The organism is Chitiniphilus eburneus (genome assembly GCF_005048205.1).
Taxonomy (GTDB): domain Bacteria; phylum Pseudomonadota; class Gammaproteobacteria; order Burkholderiales; family Chitinibacteraceae; genus Chitiniphilus; species Chitiniphilus eburneus.
The window spans coordinates 118719-144081 of sequence record NZ_SUMF01000003.1; the positions used below are offsets into that span (position 1 = coordinate 118719).

Below are 25363 nucleotides of genomic sequence, written 5' to 3' on the forward strand. Positions count from 1 at the left end.
GAAGGGCCTGTTTCGCCGGGCCGGAGCGCCCGGACGTCCTCCTCAGGGCAGGGGCTGGGTGATCCGGTCGATCATCGCCTTGACGGCGGCGATCTGCTTGCCCTGCTTCACGTGATAATCGGCGCCGCTGTAGCCCCACCAGTCCCAGCATCCCTTGGGGTTGTTCACATTGGGCCAGAACGATGACTGCCTGGCGATCTGCGGATACAGCACGACCAGCCGGTTGCTGTCCGCCCAGCGGTTGTAGCCGGATTCATCGATGAAGGTGAGGCCCAGGGTTTCCTCGTTTTGCTGGCAGCCATGGAATACCACGTGCACGCGGCAGCCGCCCCGCTCGCACGCTTGTGGCACATACACATGGCCGGTCTTCGCCAGGCCGGAAAGCCGTGTTTCGATCGAGCCACCCGTAAAGTCGAACTGTGCGAACGGGATCAGCCGGCCCTGCGGTTGCGTGCTTTTGGGTTGCAGATCGCCGAGCAGGTGCGCAAGCAGTTGCCCCGGCGCGTCGAAATCGCCACAGCGGTTGATGTAGGGCGGCGCCGTCACCGGGCAATCATTGCCGTCGGGCGCATCCGGCTGGATCAGGGCATGCCCCGCCGTCGGCACGTGCGCATAGGCCAGCGCCGCTGCGGGCGTCCAGTTGCGATAAAAATCGCGCAGCAGATCCACCGCCTTGGTGGTCACCGTGCGATCGCCACTGCCGGACAGCAGCCAGACACGCTGCCGGCGCAGGTTTTCCGGGGGGTCGATGGCCTTCAGGCGGCCTTGTGTCTCGGCTTCGGCGATCAGCCGGCTCACCGGCGGCGCCGGGAACAGGATGGAATCCCCGGGGGCCATGCAGTCGCTGGTATTGAAGACGCTGTTGCGCGCGCAGTAATAGCCGCCACCGGCCAGCACGCCGGCACCACGTACCAGCGCCGAATGCGCCACCTGCATCTGGACCGCCATGAAGCCACCGGACGACAAGCCGGAGACGGTCAGCATCTCCGTCGTCGCGCCCAGCGCCGGCAGCGCCGCTGGCGGCGCGGTATCGTCGTTCGCGCCGGCCTGGGCAAGCACGGCGAAGAGCAGTGCGAACATCGACCAGCGCCGTGACGGGATGGGAAGGATCAGGGAAGGGCGTTTCATCTGGGGCTCCTCGGGAGGTGATGTTGCGACGCAGCAATGGCGGTGCCGCTTGATCTTGGCACCGATCCCGCAAAACCCAAGGTGGCCCTCCGAATGCGCGGGCTGGAAGGCGATGCAGCCGATGCATGGCGCACTTGGCCAGTGCCCGTACGGCGCTCCACCACCCCGTGGATACGTGCCAGATGGGCCGAGGAGCCCGCCCCGATGATCATTCCGGCATGAACGCCCTCCCCGCGACGAAGTGCGGCGGGTAGAATGCCGCATCCCGTCAGCAATGCCCCAAGCAGCAGAAAGACCCCCGATGAAGAAAGAAAATTCCAGAGAAAACAACGCCCTGAACCACACCCCCATGATGCAGCAGTACCTCGCCATGAAGGCGGAGCACCCGGACAAGCTGCTGTTCTATCGCATGGGCGATTTCTACGAATTGTTCTTCGACGATGCGGTCAAGGCGGCCAAGCTGCTGGATATCACGCTGACCACGCGCGGGCAGAGCGCGGGCCAGCCGATCAAGATGGCCGGTGTGCCGCACCATGCGTGCGAGGGGTATCTGGCCAAGCTGGTGAAGCTGGGCGAATCGGTGGCGATTGCCGAGCAGGTGGGCGATCCGGCGCTGGCCAAGGGGCCGGTCGAGCGCAAGGTGGTCAAGGTGGTCACCCCCGGCACGCTGACCGACGCAGCCTTGCTGGACGACAAGCGCGAAAACCGCCTGCTGGCGCTGGTGGCGCACAAGGGCCGGCTGGGGCTGGCATGGCTGTCGCTGGCCTCGGGCGACTTCGCGTTGATGGACAGCGACGTGGACAAGCTGCCGTCCGAACTGGAGCGGCTGCGCCCGGCCGAGGTGCTGGTCGCGGACGATACCGCGCTGGCCTTGCTGGACCAGCTGACCATTCCGGTGCGGCGCCTGGCCACATGGCAGTTCGACACCCAGGCCGCCGCGCGCAATCTGGCCCGGCATTTCGCCGTGCATGACCTCGCCGGCTTCGGCGTGACTGATGGCATGGTGGCGCTGGGTGGCGCGGGCGCGCTGCTGGAGTACGTCAAGACTACACAGGGCGGCGCCTTGCCCGCCCTGGCGGGGCTGCGCGTCGAGCACGCCAGTCAGTACATCGAGCTGGATGCCGCCACCCGTCGCAACCTGGAACTGACCGAGACCATTCGCGGCGAAGCGGCGCCGACGCTGTTTTCCTTGCTCGATCAGTGCGCCACCGGCATGGGCTCGCGCCTGCTACAACACTGGCTGCATCACCCGCTGCGCGAACACCGGCTGATCCTGGAGCGCCAGTCGGCGATCTCCGCACTGATCGACGCCGGTAGCTATGTCGATCTGCATCGCACGCTGGACGAAGTGGCCGATATCGAACGCATTGCCGGCCGCATCGCGCTCAAGTCGGCGCGCCCGCGCGATCTGGCCAGCCTGCGCGACAGCCTGGGCCGCCTGCCGCTGCTGGCAACGCAATTGCCGGAAGGCGATTTCTTCCAGGGCCTGGCCGCCGCGCTGGTGCCCGACGCGCAGATACGGTCGTTGCTGGCCGCTGCCATCCTGCCCGAGCCGTCGGTAGTGTTGCGTGAAGGGGGCGTGATCGCCGATGGCTATCATGTGGAACTGGACGAACTGCGCGCGATCCAGACCCATGGCGGCGAGTTCCTGGCGCAGATGGAGCAACGCGAGCGCGAACGCACCGGGATTGCCACGCTGCGGGTGGAATACAACCGGGTTGCCGGCTACTTCATCGAAGTGACCAATTCCTTCGTCGGGCAGGTGCCGCCGGAATACCGGCGTCGCCAGACCATGAAGAACGCGGAGCGCTATATCACACCCGAACTCAAGCAGTTCGAGGATAAGGCGCTGTCGGCCCAGGAACGCGCGCTGGCGCTGGAAAAGCAGCTCTACGAACAACTGCTGGACCAACTGCTGCCATTCCTGCCGGCGCTGCGGCTGGCCGCGCAGGCCACCGCCACGGTGGACGTGCTGGCCTGCCTGGCCGAGCGCGCGGTGATCGGGCGCTACGTGGCACCGCAGTTCGTCGACGACACCGTGATCGACATCGATGCCGGCCGCCATCCGGTGGTCGAGGCGCAGATCGACGATTTCATCCCCAACGGGCTTTGCTTCAACCTGCACCGCAAACTGCTATTGATCACCGGCCCCAATATGGGCGGTAAATCGACCTATATGCGGCAGGCGGCGCTGATCGTGCTGCTGGCGCACGTGGGCAGCCTGGTGCCGGCCACGCGCGCGGTGATCGGCCGGCTGGACCGCATCTTTACCCGCATCGGCGCCTCCGACGACCTGGCCGGTGGGCGCTCCACCTTCATGGTGGAAATGACCGAGACCGCCAATATCCTGAACAACGCCACCGAACACAGCCTGGTGTTGATGGACGAAGTAGGGCGCGGCACCTCGACTTTCGACGGGCTGGCGCTGGCCTGGGCCATTGCCCGGCAGTTGATCGAAAAGAACCGCGCCTACACGCTGTTTGCCACCCATTACTTCGAATTGACCCGTCTGGCGCAGGATTATCCGCCGGTGGTGAACGTGCATCTGGATGCGGTCGAGCACAAGGACAAGATCGTCTTTCTGCACGCGGTGCAGGAAGGACCCGCCTCGCAGAGCTACGGCGTGGCCGTGGCCCAGTTGGCCGGTGTGCCGCGCGATGTGATCCGACAGGCAAAACGTAAGCTGGTCGAACTGGAGCAGAGCAGCATCAGCAATGGCTTACAGGGCGACCTGTTCGCCGCGCCGCTTCCGGCCGAGCCGGAACCGGTTGAACACCCCGCCGTGGCGTTGCTGGAAACGCTGGATGTGGACGCCCTCACACCCCGGCAGGCGCTGGAAAAACTCTACGAACTCCGTTCCATGACTCAGGTCAACCGTTTGTCACTTGCGGGCAAAGATTGAAAAATCCATTTGCTACGATGGGTGCACGATCGATACGTGACGCGACAGATATAAGGAAATGGCGATGAACATGGTGGGCGACGTGGAGGAAAGCTCCGCACTGGACGATGGTGTGGCGCGGTTTCTGGGAGCCAGCGGCGAAGACGGCGAAGTACGGCTTTCGGATATCCGCGCCAAGGCGGCAATCGAATTGAAGAAATATGGCGAGGACCTGGGCGCGCTGCTGGTGCAGCAGAAAATCACAATACCGCCGGCCATTCAGCTTACAAGTGCTGACGATGGCAGGGTGGCCGTGCAAGGCGATCACCCCGCGCGGGAGCAGATCGAAGCATTCATCAACGGTGATACCCGTCTGCTCAAGTGGTTCAAGGAAATCGAAGTGCTGTTCGAGATACTGCGGCGCACCGAATTGCGCGGCGCGGCCGATCCGCAGCCGGCGCAGCATTTTAACCTGGGCCTGACCAGCCTGGGCAGCATCGCATTCTTCGCCGCGCGCTGAGTTCCTTCCTGTCGCCACACCGGGGCCGCCTGCGGGCGGCCCTTGTCATGGATGGCACAGGTATACTCGCGGTTTGCTTTTGGATGATTGGCAATGAGAAACACCCGAGCTAGACGCCCGCAACCGGCGATCCGCGAGGAAAAGGCCGGCAATACCGCGCGCGGCCAGGTGGCCCAGCGCAAGAAGCCGCAGGGTGCCGCTGCTGGCGAGTGGGTCAGCAACAAGGCCGCTCTCGGCGGCGCCACCGCGCGGCGCAAGCCCGTGGTAAAGCCCGGTGCAAAACCGATGGATGGCGAAGTGACCACGCCCCCCGTGGCCCGCAAGGCGCCCGTGACGCGCGCCAAGAAACTGGCGGTGCGCGCCGGCTCGCAAAAGGAAGTGGCCAAGCAGAAGCAGTTGCGCGAAAAGCGCCTGACCGCCGAACAGGTGGGCGAGGAGCGCCTGCAAAAGGCGCTGGCCTTCTCGGGCTGGGGCTCGCGGCGCGAGGTGGAAACCTGGATCGCCGAAGGCAAGGTCACGGTGAACGGCAAGGTGGCCGAGCTGGGCTGCAAGGTGAAGCCGGGCGATGATGTCCGGGTAAGCGGCAAGCGGGTGCAGATGCGCTGGGCGGACCGCCTGCCGCGCGTGCTGCTCTATCACAAGCAGGAAGGCGAACTGGTCACCCGCGACGATCCGCAAGGCCGCGTCACCGTGTTCGAGCGCCTGCCCAAGCTGGCGTCGAGCAAGTGGATCGCCATCGGCCGGCTGGACTTCAACACCAGCGGATTGCTGGTGTTCACCACCTCCGGTGATCTGGCCAACCGCATGACCCACCCCCGTTTCGAGATCGAGCGCGAATACGCGGTGCGCGTGCTGGGTGAGCTGACCGATGAGCAGATCGCGCAACTGAAGCGTGGTATCGAGCTGGACGATGGCCCGGCCAAGTTCGAGCGCATCGACGCCAGCGGCGGCGAAGGCGTCAACCACTGGTACAACGTGGTGCTCAAGGAAGGGCGCAACCGCGAGGTGCGGCGCATGTTCGAGCACTTCGAACTGACCGTCAGCCGGCTGATGCGCGTCCGCTTCGGCATGTTCGGCCTGCCGCCGCGCCTCAAGCGTGGCCAGTTCTACGAGCTGAACGAAACCGAAACGATGGCGGTGATGAAGTGGGCCGACCTCAAGTTGAACGGGGAAGCCAAGGAATAGCCGCATGAGCAAGGCATTCACGCGCGAAAGCGACGACGACGCCGACGACGATCTGCCTCCCGAACTGAAAGTGCCGGCGGGCAGCAAGAACTACATGACTCCCGGTGGCTGGGATCGGCTGCGGGTGGAGCTGTATGACCTGGTGAACAAGGAGCGCCCGCATGTCACCCAGGTGGTGAACTGGGCGGCCAGCAACGGCGACCGCTCCGAGAATGCCGACTACCAGTACGGCAAACGCCGGCTGCGGGAGATCGACCGCCGCATCCGCTTTCTGCAAAAGCGGCTGGAGCACGCCGAAGTGGTCGATCCCGCGCTGCGCGAGCCGACGGATCAGGTGTTCTTCGCCGCCACCGTCACCTATCTGCGCGAGGATGGCCGCGAAGAAACGGTGTGCATCGTTGGCGTGGACGAAACCGATCTGAAGAAAAACCACATCAGCTGGACTTCGCCGGTGGCCCGGGCCTTGCTCAAGGCCAGGGAAGGGGATGTGGTGGCACTGCGCACGCCCAATGGCGTGGAAGACCTGGAAATCATCGAGGTCAGGTACCAGCCAATTGGATAGCCACCCGATTGGCTGAGAAATTCTCGGCAAACCTTTGCTAGTGCGCGAGCGTCCCGTTATGCTCGCGCCATGACAGCGCCCGCCACCCCATCCCACAGTCTGTTCCGCCGCGTACTGCGCAACATGGCCTTGCGCATCGGGCTGGTGGCGCTGGCCGTGACCGCGGTCTCGTATTACTACAGCTACTGGCGCTTCCAGGAGGAAGCGCTCGCCAACCTGGGCAAGTACATCGCGGCACGCAGCCAGCTGGAAAGCGAGCCCTTCCTTCAGGCCGAAACCAATACCCGGCGGCTGCGCGATGAATTCGTACGGCGCCTGTCGCACTTGCGGGATACCGATCCTTCCCCCGAATTCCATCGCCTGTTCAACCAGGAACGCGACGGCATGTGGCGTGTGCGGCTGGAGCGCGACGATTTCGAGCACCAGGCCACCGTGGCATTGCTGCCTTCGGCCAAGCTCACCCCCGATTTCATGCGGCAGGTGCTGGTGGGCTTCCAGCTGGCGACCGAATATGGACCGGCCTTCCGTAGCCGCTATTACGATACCTTCATCGATCTGAACATTTCGGACGGCAGCATCATGTACCTGCCGGACCTGAACTACGCGCGCAACGGCTCGGTGGCCGATTTCGCTTTCGACCTGGAAACGGAGCTGGGCGCCACCCCGGCGCGCAACCCCGAACGCAAGACCTTCTGGACCGGCATCTACTTCGACAAGCAGGCCGTGCAATGGATGGTATCGGTGGTCACGCCCATCGATTACCTGGGCCGCTATGTGGGCGGCGCGGGGCAGGATGTGCTGCTCGACGAGTTGATCGAGCGCACCAACAGCATCAGCATTCCCGGCACCCACAATTTCATCGTCGCCCGCAATGGCGACCTGATCGCGCATCCGGCGCGTTCCACGCAGATTCGCAAGGCGGGCGGTGCCTATAACCTGAATCAGGTCAACGATCCGGAAGTGAAGGGCCTGTACGAAGCGGCCATGACCGCCGGGCCCACCCAGCCTTTCGTCGAGGCCCCCGACGGCAGCGCCTGGCTGGGCGTGGCGCAGATCAAGGGCGCCAACTGGCTGTTCGTCTCGGTCTACCCCAAGCGGCTGCTCACGGAAAAGGCCGCCATGGCCGCCAGCATGGTGTTGCTGCTGGGGCTGGTGGCCTTGCTGCTGGAGCTGGGCGTGATGGCCTGGACGCTCAAGCACGACGTGGCGCTGCCGCTGCGTCGCCTGAAGGAGGCGATCGGCGCGCTGGCGCGTGGCCGCCGCAGCGCCGAGCTGGATACGCACCGTCCCGACGAGCTGGGCGACGTGGCCCGTACCTTCGACAGCATGGCCGTCACCATCGAGGAACATCGCCATAACCTGGAAGGGCTGGTCGAGGCCCGCACGCAGGAACTGGCCGTGCGCAACCTGGAGCTGGAGGCCGCCAACCTGCGGCTGACCCAGCTCAACGAAGAAAAGAACGAACTGCTGACCATCGCCGCACACGATCTCAAGAACCCCGTTGCCAGTATCCAGGGCATGACGCACCTGATCGTCGGCAAGCTGGGCGAGTGGTCGCAAGAGCGGGTGGAAGACCGGCTGCTCGGCATCGTCAAACTGTCGGAACGCATGCAGCGCATCCTCGGCAATCTGCTCGACATCAATGCACTGGAGGCGGGGCAGTACCAGTTGCGGCTGGAACAGGTCTCGCTGGATGCCGTATGCAGCGAGCTGGCGGCGTACTGGGAAAACCGGCTCGCCGAAAAGCAGCAGCTCTGCATCTACACACCTTCCGGCGCCACGGTGAAGGCCGACCGGCACGCCTTGTGGCAGGTGCTCGACAACCTGGTATCCAATGCCTCGAAGTACGCGCCGCACCAGACCACGATCCGCCTGGAAGCCATCGTCATCGGCGAGCGGGTGCAGGTCCGGGTGTCGGACCAGGGCCCCGGCATCGCGCCGCACGAAATGGAGCGCCTGTTCCGCAAGTTCAGCCGTCTTTCCGCCGTGCCGACTGGTGGCGAGCACACCACCGGTCTTGGGCTATCGATCGTGAAGCGGCTGGTGGAGGCGATGCGTGGCGAGGTCGGTTGCGAAAGCGTGCTCGGCCACGGTGCCACCTTCTATGTGGAACTGCCGCTGGTGCGGACCGCGCCCACGCTGGCCTGATGCCCCACCCGGCACCCCGCCATCCGGACCGCCCTTGGGCGGTCTTTCTCGTTTTCCTGCGCCTGGGTCTGACCTCGTTCGGCGGCCCGGTCGCGCACCTCGGCTATTTCCGTGATGAGTTCGTCGCCCGCCGTGGCTGGCTGGACGATCGTGCCTACGCCGATCTGGTGGCGCTGTGCCAGTTCCTGCCCGGCCCCGCCAGCAGTCAGGTGGGCATGGCACTGGGCCTGGGGTGCGCCGGCTTCGGTGGCGCGCTTGCCGCCTGGGCCGGCTTCACCTTGCCATCGGCGCTGCTGCTGGCGCTGTTCGCGCTGGGCCTGGATGCCTGGCCGGCGCTGGTGCCGCCCGGCGCGCTGCATGGATTGAAGGTAGTGGCGGTGGCGGTCGTGGCGCAGGCGGTGTGGGGCATGGCGCGCCAGTTGTGCACCGATGCGCCGCGCGTGGTGCTGGCATTGTGCGCCGCCGCGCTCGCTCTTGCCTTACCCGGCGTGTGGGGCCAGTTTGCCGCGATGCTGCTGGCCGCGGCCATTGGCGCCGTCTGCTGGCGCGCGCGGGTGGAGCAGGGCGTGTCGCTGCCGGTGCCACTGGGGCGCCGCCTCGGTGCGGGGCTGCTGGGGGTTTTCGCCGTTGCGCTGCTGGGGCTGCCGCTGGTGCTGCACTACTGGCCGAGCCACACCCTGGCGCTGGTCGATGCCTTCTATCGCACCGGCGCGCTGGTATTCGGCGGTGGGCATGTGGTGCTGCCCCTGCTGCAAGCGGCCGTGGTCCCGAATGGCTGGGTTTCGAACGATACCTTCCTTGCCGGCTATGGTGCAGCCCAGGCGGTGCCGGGGCCGTTGTTCACCTTCGCGGCCTTTCTCGGCGCGGCCATGACGACGCCGCCCACCGGCTGGGCCGGCGCCATGCTGTGCCTGGCGGCGATCTTTGCGCCATCGTTCCTGCTGGTGGCCGGCACGCTGCCGTTCTGGTCGCGCCTGGTGGCTTACCCGCTGGCGCGCGGCGCGCTGGCCGGGGCGAACGCGGCGGTGGTCGGGCTGCTGCTGGCCGCGTTTTGCCATCCAGTCTGGACCAGCGCCATCCTGCGGCCGCTGGATGCTGTGGTGGCCACCGCCGCGCTCTGGGCGCTGATGCGCTGGCGTTGGCCACCGTGGCGGGTGGTGCTGGGGTGCGCGCTGGTCGGCGCGGCACTGGGGTAGGCGCGGCAAAGCCCGCCCGGCGGTGTTGCTTAGTGGCGCCGGGCTTCAACGTCCGCTGTGCGGCCGTGGGAAATCCGGTTCGCCGCCTTTCAGAGCGATTCACGCTGTCTGCCAGGGATGCTTTGCCGGGTTTTGTCGTCCCCGCCGAGCAGCATCGAACAGCAGGCCGCTTTCGCATAGAATCGCGGAACGCCGCACCCGCGGCGCGACCGCTTTCCAGGAGTGCAGCAATGCGGCAGTACCTCGACCTTCTCCAGCACGTTCTCGATCATGGCGTCCGGAAGGAAGATCGCACCGGCACCGGCACACTGTCGGTGTTCGGCCACCAGATGCGCTTCGATCTGGCCGAGGGCTTTCCGCTGGTGACCACCAAGAAGGTGCACCTGCGCTCCATCATCCAGGAACTGCTGTGGTTCCTGCGCGGCGAAACCAACAACAACTGGCTGAAGGAACGCGGCGTCACCATCTGGGACGAATGGGCGCGCGAGGATGGAGAGCTGGGGCCGATCTACGGTTACCAGTGGCGCAGCTGGCCTACCGCGGATGGCCGCCACATCGACCAGATCGCCCAGGTGTTGCAGCAATTGCGCCACAACCCGGATTCGCGTCGCATCATCGTCTCGGCCTGGAACGTGGGCCAGATCGAGGAGATGGCGTTGCCGCCCTGCCACGCCTTTTTCCAGTTCTACGTGGCGCCGGCCCAGCCGGGCGAGGCCGATCAGCGTGGCAAGCTGAGCTGCCAGCTTTACCAGCGCAGCGCCGACATTTTCCTCGGCGTGCCGTTCAACATTGCCTCCTACGCGCTACTGGTGCTGATGCTGGCGCAGGTGTGCGATCTGCAACCGGGCGATTTCGTCTGGACCGGCGGCGATTGCCATATCTACCTCAACCACCTGGAGCAGGTGCAGACGCAACTGTCGCGCCAGCCGCACGCCTTGCCACGCATGCGGCTGAATCCGGCGCGTAACGACCTGTTCGCCTTCGAGTTCGAAGACTTCACGCTGGAAGGCTACGAATCCTGGCCGGCGATCAAGGCGCCGGTCGCCGTCTAGGGCGTGCCATCCAATGATTCGCGACAGCGCTGGGCCGAAAAAGCGCCAGGCACCAGGCGTGCGACGCTGCCAATAACCGGTTATTGGCAAGGAGTGCAACGCAGTGAATGGTGTTTTTTCGGCCCAGCCCTACGGGTTCGGTGCATTTCGGGCGCAGCGCGGTGTTGCCGGCCGCTTACGGTATTCATACCGCGACGCGTCCAGCGCCTTGCGCCGCATCCCGAACTGCGCCGAACGCTGTCGTGAACCATTGGATGGCACGCCCTAGCGCGGCCAGGAAAACCCGGCGGGTGGTTTTGTCGCCCACGCCGGGCAACCATCGGCGGCACCACTCGCAAACCCGCATCGGAGCGGCCTTCCTCGCCCCTTTGCGGTAGACTTGCGCCCCATGATCCGCCTCAAATCCCTGACATTACGGCGCGGCACCAAGGTCTTGTTGGACCAGGCCGAGCTGACCATCCATCCCGGCCAGAAAGTGGGCGTCGTCGGCGCCAACGGTGCCGGAAAATCTTCCTTCTTTGCGCTGCTGCGGGGCGAGTTGCACCCTGACGGCGGGGACCTGGAACTGCCGCCACGACTGGTGATCGGCCATGTCGCGCAGGAAACGCCCGCGCTCCCCGCCAGCGCGCTCGACTACACGCTCGATGGCGATACCGAACTGCGCGCCATCGAAGCCGAGCTGGCCAAGGTGGCCGACGACGGCGTGCGCCATGGCGAGCTGCTGGGGCGGCTGGAGGCCATCGACGGCTACAGCGCGCCGGCGCGCGCGGCCAAGCTGCTGGCCGGCCTCGGGTTCTCCGAAGCCGAAATGCGCCGCCCGGTCTCGACGTTCTCCGGCGGCTGGCGCATGCGGCTGAATCTGGCGCAGGCGCTGATGTGCCGCTCCGACCTGCTGCTGCTGGACGAGCCGACCAACCACCTGGATCTGGAAACCGTGGTCTGGCTGGAAAGCTGGTTGCGCAGTTACCAGGGCATGTTGCTGGTGATCTCGCACGATCGCGATTTTCTCGATGCCACCATCGGCGCAATCCTGCACGTGGATGGCGGCAAGCTCACGCTCTACACCGGCGACTACGCCGATTTCGAAGCGCAGCGCGCCGAAAAGCTGTCGCAGCAACAACAGGCGTTCGACAAGCAGCAGCGCGAAATCGCCCACCTGGAATCATTCATCACCCGCTTCAAGGCCAAGGCCAGCAAGGCCAAGCAGGCACAGAGCCGGGTGAAGGCGCTGGAACGGATGGAGCGCATCGCCGCGGCGCACGTCGATACGCCCTTCACGTTCACTTTTCGCGAGCCGGAATCCAGCCCCAATCCCTTGCTGAAACTGGAGCATGGCGAAGCCGGCTATGCGCCGGGGCAGCCCTTGCTGCGTGGTTTGAGCCTCAGCCTGGAAAAGCAGGCCCGGCTGGGGTTGCTGGGGGTGAATGGCGCCGGTAAATCCACGCTGATCAAAACCTTGCAGGGTGAACTTCAACTGCTTTCTGGGCAGCGTATCGAAGGCAAAGGGCTGAAAATCGGTTATTTCGCCCAGCATCAGCTCGATCATCTGCGGCTGGACGAGTCGCCGCTGTGGCATCTGCAAAAGCTGGACCCGCAGACCCGCGAGCAGGAGCATCGCAACTTCCTCGGTGGCTTCGATTTCCATGGCGAGATGGCCACCGGGCCGGTGGCGCCGTTCTCCGGCGGTGAAAAAGCGCGCCTGGCGCTGGCGCTGCTGATCTGGCAGCGGCCCAACCTGCTGCTGCTCGATGAGCCGACCAACCACCTGGACATCGAAATGCGCGCCGCGCTGACCCGGGCGCTGACCGATTTCGACGGTGCGCTGATCGTGGTCTCGCACGATCGCCATCTGCTGCGCGCAACGGTGGACGATTTCTGGCTGATCGAGGACGGCAAGGTACGGCCATTCGATGGCGACCTGGACGACTACAGCCGCTACAGCCAGGAAAAGCGGCAGGAGAGCAATCGCCAGGATGCGCTGGCCGCGTCTGGCGAGGCAGTCGATCGCAAGGCGCAGAAGCGCGCCGAGGCGGAGGCACGGCAACAACTGGCGGCCCAACGCAAGCCGCTGGAGCAGCAACTGGCCAAAGTGGAAAAGGAAATGACGCCGCTGGGCACCGAGCACGCCAGCCTGAGCGCCGCGCTGGCCGAGGAGGGCATCTACGCGCCGGAGCAAAAGCAGCAGTTGCAGGACACGCTCAAGCGCGAGGCCGAGGTAAAGGCCCGGCTGAATGAACTGGAAGAGCGCTGGCTGGCCCTGCACGAAGCGCTGGAGGCGCTGGCGGGCGCCTGATACCTGGCGCTCGATGCCATGGCGAGAACGCCGCGTTGCGCCATCCTGCGCGATGCGGCGTTTTTTTGCCCGCGCGCAACGTCACGCCACCCCGCCCACGTGCGAAGATGGCGTCATGCGTACAAGCCTTGGTCCCCTCATTGTCTGGTTGCTGGTGTTTGCCGGCGTGTTCCTCGTCATGCAGCGCTTCATCGAAGCCCGCCAGCAGCCAGCCATGGCCATCCGGATGGCCGAAGGGCGCGAAGTGGCGATACCGCGCTCACCCGATGGCCACTACCGCATCCGTGGCGAAATCAATGGCTCGCCCGTGGTGTTCATGGTCGATACCGGCGCCAGCGCCATCACGCTGTCGGCACCGCTGGCGCGGCAACTGGGCCTGCCGCGCGGCGAAACGATGATTTCGCACACCGCCAACGGCACTGTCGAAGGCTACGAAACCCGGCTGGATACCCTGACTCTGCCCGGCATGACGCTCGAACACGTGAATGCGGGCGTCGTACCCAATATGCCCGGCGATGAAGTGCTGCTGGGCATGAACGTGCTGGGCCGCCTGGAGGTGGTGATGCGCGGCGAGCGCATGATCCTGCGCCATCCGGCCGAGGAATAGGCGCGACCACAAAGGCCGCCGGCGTGACAGTACCGTGCCGGGGTGCCTGGCCCCATCGGCATCGGGCTGGTCCTGCCGTGGCCGAGGGCAGTCCGGTTTGGCGCCTATCAGGATGCTTCGCATAACTGGCCCGAACCACCGCGCCGGGTTTGTCGGTCACGCCAAACCGCTGACGCCTGCCCGGGCGATGTACCCGATCATCCGGCATTCAGCGCATTCGCCACGTTCGGCGCACGAGATGCTGTTGTCCTCATCGACTCGCATGTAATATCCGCAGGCTTTCACTTGGCGCCTACTCTTCGAGCACGGCGCACTCCTGTCGAATTGATCCGCGAGCCTGCTTTGAGCCACTGGTACGGCCCCTACATGCGTAAGTCCCTCTGGCGTAAAGCCCTGGGGATGGCGCTGTTCGCCGTTCTGCTCAATGCGCTGGCACCGTCGATCAGCATGGCGCGGGCCGCGCTGGCCGAATCGCCGCTCGATAGTCTGGTGGTCTGCTCAGTGCAAACCGATGGGCATAACACGTCGCCGACCACCACGCCCAGCACGCTCGATCTGGCAACGGCCAGTTTCTGCCAATACTGTGTCACCCACGCCGGCAGCTTTGGCCTGGCCGCGACCGAGCATTCGGCGCCCACGGCGGTCGTCAACGCGTCGCCAACGCTGCGTCTGGTTGCCTCCCTTCCTTCCCGCCTCGATCCTGCGCGGCTGCCTCCGCCGCGCGGCCCGCCCGTCCTTTCCGTCTGATCCCTGAGCGGGCCGCGCCGTCTTCGGCCCTGCCCGCGCCCCGCAACACCCTTGGCTTGCCGCACATCGCGCGCCATCGCGCCGTGCCTGTTCATTTCTTGCGAACCGGTACGGCCGTGCGTGCCCGATGCGCACCGACGCTGAATCGACGGCACCGGCCCGACCCGGGCCGGCGGCACGTACACACATAAAAACCTAGGACACACGATGAACATCAAGACCAGCACCTGGACTCTGCTTGCGCCCCTCGCCATCGGCGCGTTGTTGACCGCCTGCGGCGGTGGAGGCGGGGACAGCTCCGGCCCCGGGCCGACGCCGGCACCGACTCCGACGCCCACGCCAGCACCGCAACAGATCGCCATCGATTTCACGGCCAAGGCCGGCGCCGTGCCGGTAAGCTGCGGCACCGAGATTGCGGGCCTGGGCAGCGGCAATGTGGCGGCGCAATTGCAGGACCTGCGCTTTTACGTATCCAGCGTGTCGTTGCTGGACGCCAACGATGTCGAAACCCCGGTGACCCTGGCCAACAACGATTGGCAGCGCGACGGCGCGGCGCTGATCGACCTGGAAGACGGCAGCGGCAGTTGTGCGGGCGGCAATGCGGCAATGAATCGCCAACTGGTGGGGACAGTACCTGCGGGTGACTATACCGGCATCAAGTTCGTGGTCGGCCTGCCCAGCGCGCAGAACCACAGCAATGTCGCCACGGCCGCGGCGCCGCTGGACGTGCAGGCGATGGCCTGGAGCTGGACGGCGGGACGGCTGTTCACCAAGATCGAGCTGGCCGATCCGCAAGGCGCGACAGGAAGCTGGGCCAGCCATTCGTTCCAGGTTCACCTGGGTGCCGGTGCCTGCACCGGTAATCCGGCCAACAATGAAACGGTCACCTGCGCGCGCCCCAACCGCATGGACTGGCATTCGCACAGCTTCAATCCCGCCACCCAGCAGATCGTGGTCGATCTGCAAACGCTGCTGGCCACGTCCGATATCACCGTCAACGCCGGCGGCGCACCCGGTTGCATGAGCAGCCCGAGCGATCCGGAATGTGTGGCGATCTTCGATGCACTGAAGATCGACCTCAACACCGGCCTTGCCATCGATGGCGGCCATGGTCAGAAACTGTTCCGCGTCGAGGCCAAGTGATGTCCGCCAGCCATTTCGTCCGTGCGACATGGCTGGCCGCGCTGCTGCCGGGGCTACTGGCCCTGGCGGGGTGCGGGGGTGGCGGCGGAACCACCGTCGTCGATGAAACGCCAGGCAGTGGCGCATTCGACTGGCACCTGCCGGCATTCTTCCCCGCGCCCGCCGTGCCGGAAGCCAACCCGATCAGCGCGGCCAAGGTGGAGCTGGGGCGCCGGTTGTTCTACGACGTGCGCCTGTCCGGCAACGGCCAGCAGGCCTGCGCCTCCTGTCACCAGCAGGACAAGGCGTTCACCGACGGTCGCCGGGTAGCGATCGGCTCCACCGGCGAACCGCACCCGCGCAACGCGCAGGGTCTGGCGAACGTGGTGTTCAGCCCGACGCTGACCTGGGCCAACCCGGTGATGACCAGCCTGGAGCGGCAGATGGAAGTGCCGCTGTTCGGCGCCCGGCCGGTGGAGATGGGCATCAATGACGCCAACAAGGACGAGGTGCTGGGCCGCATCGCCAGCGACGGCGACTACCAGGCGCGCTTTGCCGGCGCCTTCGCCGGCGAAGCACAGCCGGTGAACTGGGGCAACATCGTCAAGGCGATTGCCAGCTTCCAGCGCACCATCCTGTCGGGCAACAGCAAGTACGACCAGTACCTGGCAGGCAAGGCAGCGCTGTCGAGTGCGGAACTGCGCGGCATGCAATTGTTCTTCGGTGAGAAGGCCGAGTGCTTTCATTGCCATGGCAGCTTCAACTTCAACGACCAGACCATACACGCCGCGTCGCGCTTCGTGGAAACGCCGTTCCACAACACCGGCCTGTACAACCTGGGCGGCACCGGCGCCTTCCCCGAGCCCAACGTGGGCCTGATCGAGTTCACCCAGCTTGCCAGCGACATGGGCAAGTTCCGCGCGCCCAGCCTGCGCAACGTCGAAGTCACCGCGCCCTACATGCACGACGGTAGCGTGGACACGCTGGAAGACGTGCTGGCGATCTACGCGGCAGGCGGGCGCAACGTCATCGATGGTCCGCACACCGGCGACGGCCGCGCCAACCCCTACAAGGACGAGTTGATCACCCGCATTTCGCTCACGCAGGCGGAGATCGACGACCTCATCGTATTTCTCAAGACATTGACCGACCATGACCTGCTTACCGACCCCAAGCTCGCCAACCCGTTCCAGCCTTGAGTGGCTGCTGGCGCTGTGCATGCTGACCGGCACCGCCCAGGCCCACGACAGCGGCGAGGCCGCGATTCCTTCCTTGCCGGGCTGGCGCATCGGCGCGGGACTGGCAGGCGAGTACCTCGATGCAGACCAACCCTACCCGGCACCGACGCTGCCCGGCGTGCTGGGCAATGGCAGCCGCTACGACGACGAGCGCGGCTGGCGGCTGGAGCACGCCACGGTGGAACTCGCCGCCCGACTCAACCCCTGGTTCGGCGGGCATGTCGCCGTGGGCTGGCACAGCGGCGAAAAGGCGCATGTCGAAGCGGCATGGTTCGAGGGGACATTCCCCCTGGAATCGACCGATCTGGCATTCGGCGCCGGCCGCGACACCATGCCCATCGGCGAGGTAATCGAAACCGGTGGCCACTTCGACCGCTTTCTCACCATGCCACTGGCCAAGCGCGCACTGTTCGACGGCGACTGGCAGGAAAACGGCTTCAATCTGCGCTGGCAGCGCGGCAGCGACGAACCCTGGCCCTGGCTGCGCCGCGTGGACCTGGGCGTCTGGCGCAGCGATGCGTTTCCCGGTGATGGTAGCGCCGATCTGTTTCCCATGCTGCGGGTCGGACTGGGGCGCGATGCGCTGCGCGCCGATGTGTTCTACGCGCACCTGGAACCGCAGCGGCGCGGCGCCTTTGCGCAGAACAGCGGGGCGGGGCACGTCCACGGTTCGCCCGATTGCGAGGGCGCGTTGACGCAGCGCGTCTGTTTCGACGGCAAGGTGGAACTGGCCGGTGTATCGGGATCGTGGGCTACCCCATTCACGCCGCTGACGCTATCCGGTGCGGCACTGCTACGCCACGAGGTTGGGGCGCTTTATGGGGAAAACGGCGATACGCGCTATCGCGGCACGACCTGGGGTGGCTGGGCGCAGGGGACCTGGCAGTTTGATTCACGCTGGGAGGCCGCGCTGCGCTATGAATGGCTGGATGCCGACCAGGACCTGCGCGGCCCCGGTGCCACATCGGTGGCGCGGGATGCCAACCTGCTCGACAATCCGGGCGCGACGCGGGTGGCGATGATGGTCGGCTGGCGCCCCTGGCATGATGTGCTACTGAGCATCGAGGCCGGCAGCGAGCAGGTGGCCGACGCGCACAATCCCTACGTGGCATTGCGCGCCATGTGGCAGATGCCCGAGTTGTGGTCCGGGGGGTGGTGAGCGTAGCGCAACCGCCTGGCTGCGTTGCCAAAATGCTTCGGTGGACTCGGCTTTCGGCAGGGCGGCTTTTTTTTCACCGCCCTGCCGAACAAAGCGAAGGCCATGCCCTCGCGTACGACAAAGCCGGTTGGATCACGAACGGAAATCTACTTCTCGATTGGCTGCGCTTCTGGAAGATTCGGATGGGTGCACGATCCAATGAAAGCCACAACATCACCACTACATTCACCCTACATATAGTAGCCACCTGCCAAGTAGAATCCCATATTTAGTGTTTTCCGCTTGCGCTTGCCCAAGGACACCGCTAGCATGCTTACTGGCACTCTTGCATAGGGAGTGCCAAAAATGGAAAAAGCCGCCAAGGCGGCAACCCTGACGGCTTTTTTGCGGAGTAAACGACAGCTCCGCAGTCCTGCAAATGAAAATGCAGGCGAAATGTAATGCAATTCTTGGCGAAGTGCCAAGTACATTCGCCGGTAGCGGGGGCCCGATGTCGACAATTTGCCATTAAAGGAGATCTACGATGGCTAATGGTTTGACCCCCGGTAGCAATACCGGCAAAGACGGCGGTATTTTTCAGGAACAAGGTCCGCGAGGTGGTCTCAAGGACAACTACGCGACTGTCCCTGATGATCACCGACTTCCACCCACCACAGCACCCGGGAACACCTGGGTGCCGGTGCAGAGGACGCCGGACAGCAACCGCTAAGCAGTGAGCAGGATGAAAGGGACGGGTTGCCGTCCCTTTTTTCATTTTTGGCGTCGTAGTTTCACGCACTGGCGGCACGGGGGTTGACGCTATGCGGCATAAAAATGCGCTGGGTGCGCGCGCCGGCCCTTGAGGGAATGCCGCGTGTTATGGCGTGAGTTGAAGAGGGCGGTAAGTGCTTATAAGGTCACGGGCATCCCTCAATGCGATCTCATAGCGGTCAGCCGAGGATCGTTGAATTTTCTCGACAACAACACGGTGCTCATCGCTGCAGGTCCTAAATTCGATCACCCCGAAGCGGCGTGTAATGTCTTTAAGCGAGGCTTTACCCCAAGAGTCCTCAGCTAGGCCATCAGGGTGCAGAACGACGCTGTGGAAATAGCCAGTTTCGCTACGCCGGGTTCCCTCGAATTGGGGGGAGAAGCGTACGGCCAAAAGGGCGACAGGCTGAAGTCCGGTTAGATCACGCATCGCTTCGGCAAAGGCCGCACAAAGGCCGTAAGTAAATCGGGCTGCTTGGTGCGCCGGAATTGAGGGTCGCATCCTTGTCGGGATGGCAGCAAGGTAGTAACGATTTGACTGAATCTCCGCAACTGCATGGGCAATCTTTGCCTCGTCAGGCTGGCTTCGTAGAGGTAGCGACGAGAGCTGTTCCTCTCCGTAAAATCGCGTGTAGACCCCACCTTACCCTGTTCCGATCTTGTGGGCTTGTTTGATGACGATGCGTTGATTGAAGTCCCAAATGGACAGGAGATGTGTATAGATTTTCCCTTCATCCCTGCATGACCCAAAAAAAGCCCCACCGATGCGGGGGGCTTTTTTCCTACTGAGCCATCCATTTCTTGGCGGCTGGCTTGGCCTTGGCGGCTGCTTCGGCATTTTTCACCACCGCCTTCATTTGCGTGCGTTCGTAACCTTCTACCCAGGCACGACCATCGAAGCTGTCGAGCAGCAGTTGCTTAATGGCACTTGGTGACCGGCCGGCCGTACTGGCTGAAGGGGGCCTGTTTGGTCGGGAGGTCGGCAGAGTTGTAGCGGATCACGTTGGCAATCAGCACTGCGCATGCAGTGTGCCGCTTGGGCTAGTTGACCCGTTTTCATGGCAGATGCCTCATGCGGTCCCGACCCCGATTCTAGAATATTTTTCATATACATCAATTATTTAGGATGTTTGGCGTGGAAGTTTTGGCCTCGCCCCTATTCCTTGTCGGAAGCGCAGGCAAAAGGGGAGGCGAACCGCATGCAAGTGCGGTCGGTCGGCATCGTTGGTGCACGGCTGAAAAGCCCGGATAATGGCGGCCAGTCATTTTGAGCACACAATTCTGGAAGTACCCCCATGGAAATTAAGGTCAGATTCCTCGACAAGCTTCGACTGGAAGCCCGCTTCGATGATTTCACGGTGGTGGCCGACCAACCGATCCGCTATAAGGGCGACGGTTCGGCGCCCGGGCCTTTCGATTACTTTCTGGCCTCATCGGCGCTGTGCGCGGCTTACTTCGTGAAGCTGTATTGCGTCACGCGCAATATACCCACCGAAAATATCCGCCTGTCGCAGAATAATATTGTTGACCCGGAAAACCGCTACCAGCAGATTTTCAAGATACAGGTCGAGTTGCCGGAGGATATCTCCGCCAAGGATCGTCAGGGTATTTTGCGTTCCATCGATCGTTGCACCGTGAAAAAAGTGGTGCAGGCCGGCCCCGAGTTCGTGATCGAAGAAGTGGAAAACCTGGATGCCGATGCCCAGTCATTGCTGATGCTGAACCCGGCCTCTGAAACGAGCACCTATATCGCGGGCAAGGATTTGCCGCTGGAACAGACCATCGCCAACATGTCGGGTGTTTTGGCCGGCCTGGGCATGAAGATTGAAATTGCCTCATGGCGCAATATTGTTCCCAATGTATGGTCGCTGCATATCCGTGACGCCCAGTCGCCGAAATGTTTTACCAACGGCAAGGGCGCGACCAAGGAAAGCGCATTGGCGTCGGCATTGGGGGAGTTCATCGAGCGGCTGAATTGCAATCATTTTTATGGTGGCAGTTTCTGGGGCGAGGACATCGCCAACGCGGCATTTGTTCATTACCCGAATGAGCGCTGGTTCAAGCCGGGCCCCGAAGATGCGCTGCCGGCTGAAATTCTCGATGAGTATTGCCTGGATATTTACAACCCCGACGGCGAGTTGCTGGGTTCGCACCTGTACGATACCAATTCCGGCAATGTGCAGCGTGGCGTCTGCTCACTGCCCTATGTGCGCCGCTCGGATGGGGAGGTGGTGTATTTTCCGTCCAATCTGGTCGAAAACCTGTACGTCAGCAACGGCATGAGCGCCGGCAATACGCTGGCCGAAGCACAGGTGCAATGCCTGTCGGAAATCTTCGAGCGGGCGGTAAAGCGCGAAATCCTGGAAGGCGAAATCACGCTTCCCGATGTGCCGCACGCTGTATTGGCGAAATACCCGGGCATTCTGGCGGGTATTCAGGGCCTGGAAGAGCAGGGCTTTCCGGTACTGGTAAAGGATGCATCGTTGGGCGGGGTATACCCGGTGATGTGCGTGACCTTGATGAACCCGCGCACCGGCGGCGTGTTTGCCTCGTTTGGCGCGCACCCGAGCCTGGAGGTGGCGCTGGAGCGCAGCCTGACGGAGCTGCTACAGGGACGCAGTTTTGAAGGTCTGAACGATCTGCCTCAGCCCACCTTCGAAAGCCACGCGGTGACCGAGCCGAACAACTTTGTCGAGCACTTCATTGATTCCAGCGGTGTGGTGTCGTGGCGCTTTTTCAGCGCCAAAGCGCATTTCGAGTTTGCCGAATGGGATTTTTCCGGACACGGCGAAAACTCCAACGCCGAGGAGGCCGCAACGTTGTTCGGCATTCTCGAAGACATGGGCAAAGAGTCGTACATGGCGGTGTATGAGCATTTGGGCGCCACCGCCTGCCGCATCCTGGTACCGGGTTATTCGGAGGTTTATCCGGTAGAGGATCTGGTCTGGGACAACACCAACAAGGCGCTGTTGTTCCGGGCCGACATCCTGAACCTGCATCGCCTGGACGATGCCAGCCTGGAAGCACTGCTCGAGCGCCTGGATCACAGCGAGCTGGATGACTACACCGACATCCCCACGTTGATCGGCATCCAGTTCGACGAAAACACCGCCTGGGGGCAACTGACCATTCTGGAGCTGAAGCTGCTGATTCATCTCGCTTTGCAGCAGTTCGAGGCAGCGCAAGAACTGGTGGGCGCGTTCCTACAATACAACGACAACACGCTTGAACGCGGTCTGTTTTATCAGGCCTTGAATGTGGTGCTGGAGGTGTTGCTGAACGATGGGCTGGAACTGGATGACTACATGGTCAACTTCCGCCGCATGTTCGGCAATCCGCGGATGGATGCGGTCATGGGCTCGGTGGACGGCAGCGTGCGCTTCCATGGGTTGACGCCAACGAGCATGAAACTGGAAGGGCTCGACAAGCACCAGCGCCTGATCGACAGCTATCAGAAACTGCATAGGGCGCGGGCCAGTGTGGCGGCGCAATTCGGTCAGGTAACGCGTTAGGGCTGTTGACCTGCCGAGCCTCCCTGGCCATCGGGACCGCCCTGCCTTGAATCGCGAATCAAAAAAAGCCCCAGCAATGCCGGGGCTTTTTCTTGCCGTGAGTTGCAATTACTTGGCGGCGAGCTTGGCCTTGGCGGCTGCTTCGGCCTTTTCCACCACAGCCTTCACTTGCGTGCGTTCGTAGCTTTCCACGTAGGCACGACCATAGAAGCTGTCGAGCAGCAGTTGCTTCAGTTCGCTGATCAGCGGGTAGCGCGGGTTGGCGCCCGTGCACTGGTCGTCGAACGCTTCTTCGGCCACGGCATCCAGCTTGGCCAGGAAATCTACCTCCGATACGCCGGCGGCTTGGATCGACGCCGGGATGCCCAACGTGGTCTTCATGCCATCCACCCAGGCGATCAGCGACTCGACCTTTTCGTCGTCATTGCTGCCGCCCAGGCCCAGGTGCTCGGCGATATCGGCATAACGGCACTTAGCGATCGGCCGGTCGTACTGGCTGAAGGCAGCCTGCTTGGTCGGGATGTCGACAGAGTTGTAGCGGATCACGTTGGAAATCAGCAACGCGTTGGCCAGACCGTGCGCCAGATGGAACTCGGCACCCAGCTTGTGCGCCATCGAGTGGCACACGCCCAGGAAGGCATTGGCGAATGCGATGCCGGCAATCGTCGCGGCGTTGTGCACCATCTCGCGGGCCTTCGGATCCTTGGCGCCGTTGATGTAGGAGGAGGGCAGGTAACCCTGCAACAACTTCAACGCCTGCAACGCCTGGGCATCCGAATACTCGTTGGCCATGATCGACACATACGCTTCCAGTGCGTGCGTCACCGCATCGATACCGCCAAATGCAGTCAGGCTCTTGGGCATGTTCATGACGAGGTTCGGATCGACGATGGCCATGCTCGGGGTGAGTTCGTAGTCGGCGATCGGGTACTTGGCGCCGGTCTTTTCGTCGGTCACCACCGCGAACGGCGTCACCTCGGAACCAGTACCGGACGTGGTCGGAATCGCGACCAGTTGTGCCTTCACCCCCAGCTTCGGGAACTTGTAGATGCGCTTGCGGATATCCATGAAGCGCAGTGCCAGTTCTTCGAAGTGGACATCCGGGTGCTCGTACATCACCCACATGATCTTGGCCGCATCCATCGGGCTGCCACCGCCCAGGGCTAGGATCACGTCCGGCTTGAAGCTGTTGAGCATGGTCACGCCCTTGCGCACCACTTCCAGCGTCGGGTCGGCCGAAACTTCATAAAACACTTCAACTTCCATGCCCATCTGCTTAAGGATACGGATGGTTTCATCGCAGTAACCGCCGTTGAACAGATAGTTGTCGGTTACGATGGCGGCGCGACGGCGATCGGCCAGTTCTTCCAGCGCGAAGTCCAGGCAACCGCGGCGGAAATAGATGCTTTTAGGCAATTTGTGCCACAACATGTTTTCAGCCCTCTTCGCCACGGTCTTCTTGTTGATCAAGTGCTGCGGACCGACGTTTTCCGAGATCGAGTTGCCGCCCCACGAGCCGCAACCCAGCGTGAGCGAAGGTGCCAGCGCGAAGTTGTACAGGTCGCCGATACCGCCTTGGGAGGAGGGCGTATTGATCAGAATCCGTGCCGTCTTCATCTTGTCGCCGAAGTAACGGATGCGTTCGGATTGCAAATCCTGGTCGGTGTACAGCGCGGAGGTATGGCCAATGCCGCCCAACGCCACCAGTGCCTCGGCCTTGGTCACCGCATCATAGAAGTCGCGAGCGCGATACATACCCAGCGTGGGGGAGAGCTTTTCGTGGGCGAAGGCTTCTTCGTTGCCCACGGAAGTCACCTCACCGATCAGCACCTTGGTATACGGCGGCACGGCAATGCCTGCCATCTCGGCGATCTTCAGCGCGCTCTGGCCGACGATGTTGGCATTCAGGCCGCCATCGACCAAGATCACCTTGCGCACGGCGTCGGCTTCCTTCTTGCTCAGCAAGTGACCACCGGCATTGCTGAAACGCTCGCGCACCGCGTCGTAGATGCTATCGACGATGATCACGGCTTGTTCAGAGGCGCAGACCACACCGTTGTCGAAGGTCTTGGACATCAAGATGGATGCCACCGCGCGCTTGATGTCGGCGGTTTCGTCGATCACAACCGGGGTATTGCCCGCACCGACGCCAATGGCCGGCTTGCCGCTAGAGTACGCCGCACGCACCATGCCCGGGCCACCAGTGGCCAGGATCAGGTTGACATCAGGGTGGCGCATCAGATGATTGGACAGCTCGACCGTCGGCGCATCGATCCAGCCGACGATATCCTTGGGTGCGCCGGCCTTCACGGCGGCTTCCAGCACCAGGCGCGCCGCTTCGCAGGTGGACTGCCTTGCACGCGGGTGCGGGCTGAAGATGATCGCATTGCGCGTCTTCAGCGAGATCAGCGCCTTGAAAATGGCGGTGGACGTAGGATTCGTGGTCGGGACGATGCCACAGATGATCCCGATCGGCTCGGCAATGGTCAGCGTACCGAAGGCGTCATCCACGGACAGGATGCCGCAGGTCTTTTCGTCTTTGTACTTGTTGTAGATGTATTCGGATGCAAAGTGGTTCTTGATCACTTTGTCTTCAATGACACCCATACCAGTCTCGCCAGCGGCCATCTTGGCCAGCGGGATGCGCGCATCGGCGGCAGCCAGCGCGGCGCAGCGGAAAATCTCATCGACCTGCTGCTGCGTATACGTGGCAAAAAGCTGCTGAGCCTTCTTGACCCTTGCCACCAGAGCGTCGAGTTCCTGGATGTTGGTAACTGCCATTGTGTTCTCCTTGATATATTCCGGTTGTCGGTTGTCGACGATCAATTGATCGATAGTGGGGAAAACACTCCGCGCCAAGCTTGGTCCCACCAGTTGCCCGACAGCCGCAGGTTGGAAGATACGCCCCGGGACCCCGACAGAATTTGATCCAGCGCAGGAATCGGAGAAAACCGAAATTTTAGTTCCGATAATGTATATTATGTAAAGTAAAGTTGATCCCAGGAGCAGGACAGAAACCGCTCGCGCGGCATCTTCAGGACTCAGGCCGGAGGCCCCGAACAACACCCCCACCAGCGCTAGGCACACCGCCACCTTCCCAAAACGCTGCTATCACTGATCGGGACACCATCCCAGTGACGCGCTCGCCAGCGCGGCGACCACTCCACCTCGGCAATCACCAGCCTAGCCGGGCCGCTGTTGGCGTGCTCAATCGTGTTGTTTGTATGTCCCACATACAAACAGCACTAGGTGCAGGAGCCACA

At 63.3% G+C, this 25363-nt stretch carries 16 protein-coding genes; 14 read left to right on the top strand and 2 right to left on the bottom strand.

The annotated features are described in order from the left end of the window. Positions 1-42 precede the first annotated feature (42 nt). A complete protein-coding gene (locus FAZ21_RS05515; RefSeq protein ID WP_211243378.1) occupies positions 43-1128 on the bottom strand; it encodes an extracellular catalytic domain type 2 short-chain-length polyhydroxyalkanoate depolymerase in 1086 nt (361 codons plus the stop codon). A gap of 301 nt (positions 1129-1429) precedes the next feature. On the opposite strand from FAZ21_RS05515, the gene mutS reads away from it, so the two are divergent. The 14 genes from mutS (at position 1430) to FAZ21_RS05590 (ending at position 22100) form a co-directional block, all read left to right on the top strand. Next, on the top strand, positions 1430-4030 hold the full coding sequence (gene mutS, locus FAZ21_RS05520; RefSeq protein WP_246038500.1) for a DNA mismatch repair protein MutS: 2601 nt from the start codon (positions 1430-1432) through the stop codon (positions 4028-4030). A 64-nt stretch (positions 4031-4094) separates the two neighbouring features. Continuing rightward, positions 4095-4529: a hypothetical protein gene (locus FAZ21_RS05525; RefSeq protein ID WP_136772285.1), complete on the top strand. Its 435-nt coding sequence runs from the start codon at positions 4095-4097 to the stop codon at positions 4527-4529. A gap of 93 nt (positions 4530-4622) precedes the next feature. Next, positions 4623-5714 (top strand): 23S rRNA pseudouridine(2605) synthase RluB, encoded by a 1092-nt coding sequence (gene rluB / locus FAZ21_RS05530; RefSeq protein ID WP_136772286.1) that lies wholly within the window; start codon positions 4623-4625, stop codon positions 5712-5714. A 4-nt stretch (positions 5715-5718) separates the two neighbouring features. Further along, the gene (gene greB / locus FAZ21_RS05535) at positions 5719-6276 is read left to right on the top strand and encodes a transcription elongation factor GreB (RefSeq protein ID WP_136772287.1); all 558 of its coding nucleotides are present in this window, start codon (positions 5719-5721) and stop codon (positions 6274-6276) included. 69 nt (positions 6277-6345) lie between these two features. Further along, positions 6346-8424: an ATP-binding response regulator gene (locus FAZ21_RS05540; protein WP_136772288.1), complete on the top strand. Its 2079-nt coding sequence runs from the start codon at positions 6346-6348 to the stop codon at positions 8422-8424. After that, the gene (gene chrA / locus FAZ21_RS05545) at positions 8424-9620 is read left to right on the top strand and encodes a chromate efflux transporter (RefSeq protein ID WP_136772289.1); all 1197 of its coding nucleotides are present in this window, start codon (positions 8424-8426) and stop codon (positions 9618-9620) included. The genes FAZ21_RS05540 and chrA overlap by 1 nt, the downstream gene beginning before the upstream one ends. A gap of 230 nt (positions 9621-9850) precedes the next feature. After that, a complete protein-coding gene (locus tag FAZ21_RS05550) occupies positions 9851-10672 on the top strand; it encodes a thymidylate synthase (RefSeq protein ID WP_136772290.1) in 822 nt (273 codons plus the stop codon). 388 nt (positions 10673-11060) lie between these two features. Further along, complete coding sequence (locus tag FAZ21_RS05555) at positions 11061-12965, top strand: ATP-binding cassette domain-containing protein (RefSeq protein WP_136772291.1); 1905 nt, start codon at positions 11061-11063, stop codon at positions 12963-12965. 115 nt (positions 12966-13080) lie between these two features. Further along, positions 13081-13572, top strand: a complete 492-nt coding sequence (locus tag FAZ21_RS05560) for a retropepsin-like aspartic protease family protein (protein ID WP_169307268.1) — start codon at positions 13081-13083, stop codon at positions 13570-13572. Positions 13573-13938: 366 nt separating this feature from the next. Beyond that, positions 13939-14319 carry a DUF2946 family protein gene (locus FAZ21_RS05565; protein WP_136772293.1) on the top strand — a complete coding sequence of 127 codons (381 nt, stop codon included), beginning with the start codon at positions 13939-13941 and terminating at the stop codon, positions 14317-14319. A 207-nt stretch (positions 14320-14526) separates the two neighbouring features. Then, complete coding sequence (locus FAZ21_RS05570) at positions 14527-15462, top strand: MbnP family copper-binding protein (RefSeq protein WP_136772294.1); 936 nt, start codon at positions 14527-14529, stop codon at positions 15460-15462. Next, positions 15462-16640, top strand: a complete 1179-nt coding sequence (locus FAZ21_RS05575) for a methanobactin export MATE transporter MbnM (RefSeq protein WP_136772295.1) — start codon at positions 15462-15464, stop codon at positions 16638-16640. The genes FAZ21_RS05570 and FAZ21_RS05575 overlap by 1 nt, the downstream gene beginning before the upstream one ends. Then, on the top strand, positions 16594-17838 hold the full coding sequence (locus FAZ21_RS05580; RefSeq protein ID WP_136772296.1) for a hypothetical protein: 1245 nt from the start codon (positions 16594-16596) through the stop codon (positions 17836-17838). The genes FAZ21_RS05575 and FAZ21_RS05580 overlap by 47 nt, the downstream gene beginning before the upstream one ends. Positions 17839-19883: 2045 nt before the next feature. Next, positions 19884-22100, top strand: coding sequence for an OsmC domain/YcaO domain-containing protein (locus FAZ21_RS05590; protein WP_136772298.1), 2217 nt, complete (start codon positions 19884-19886; stop codon positions 22098-22100). A gap of 108 nt (positions 22101-22208) precedes the next feature. Here FAZ21_RS05590 and adhE read toward each other — a convergent pair whose 3' ends face one another. Then, complete coding sequence (adhE, locus tag FAZ21_RS05595; RefSeq protein ID WP_136772299.1) at positions 22209-24881, bottom strand: bifunctional acetaldehyde-CoA/alcohol dehydrogenase; 2673 nt, start codon at positions 24879-24881, stop codon at positions 22209-22211. Positions 24882-25363 lie beyond the last annotated feature (482 nt).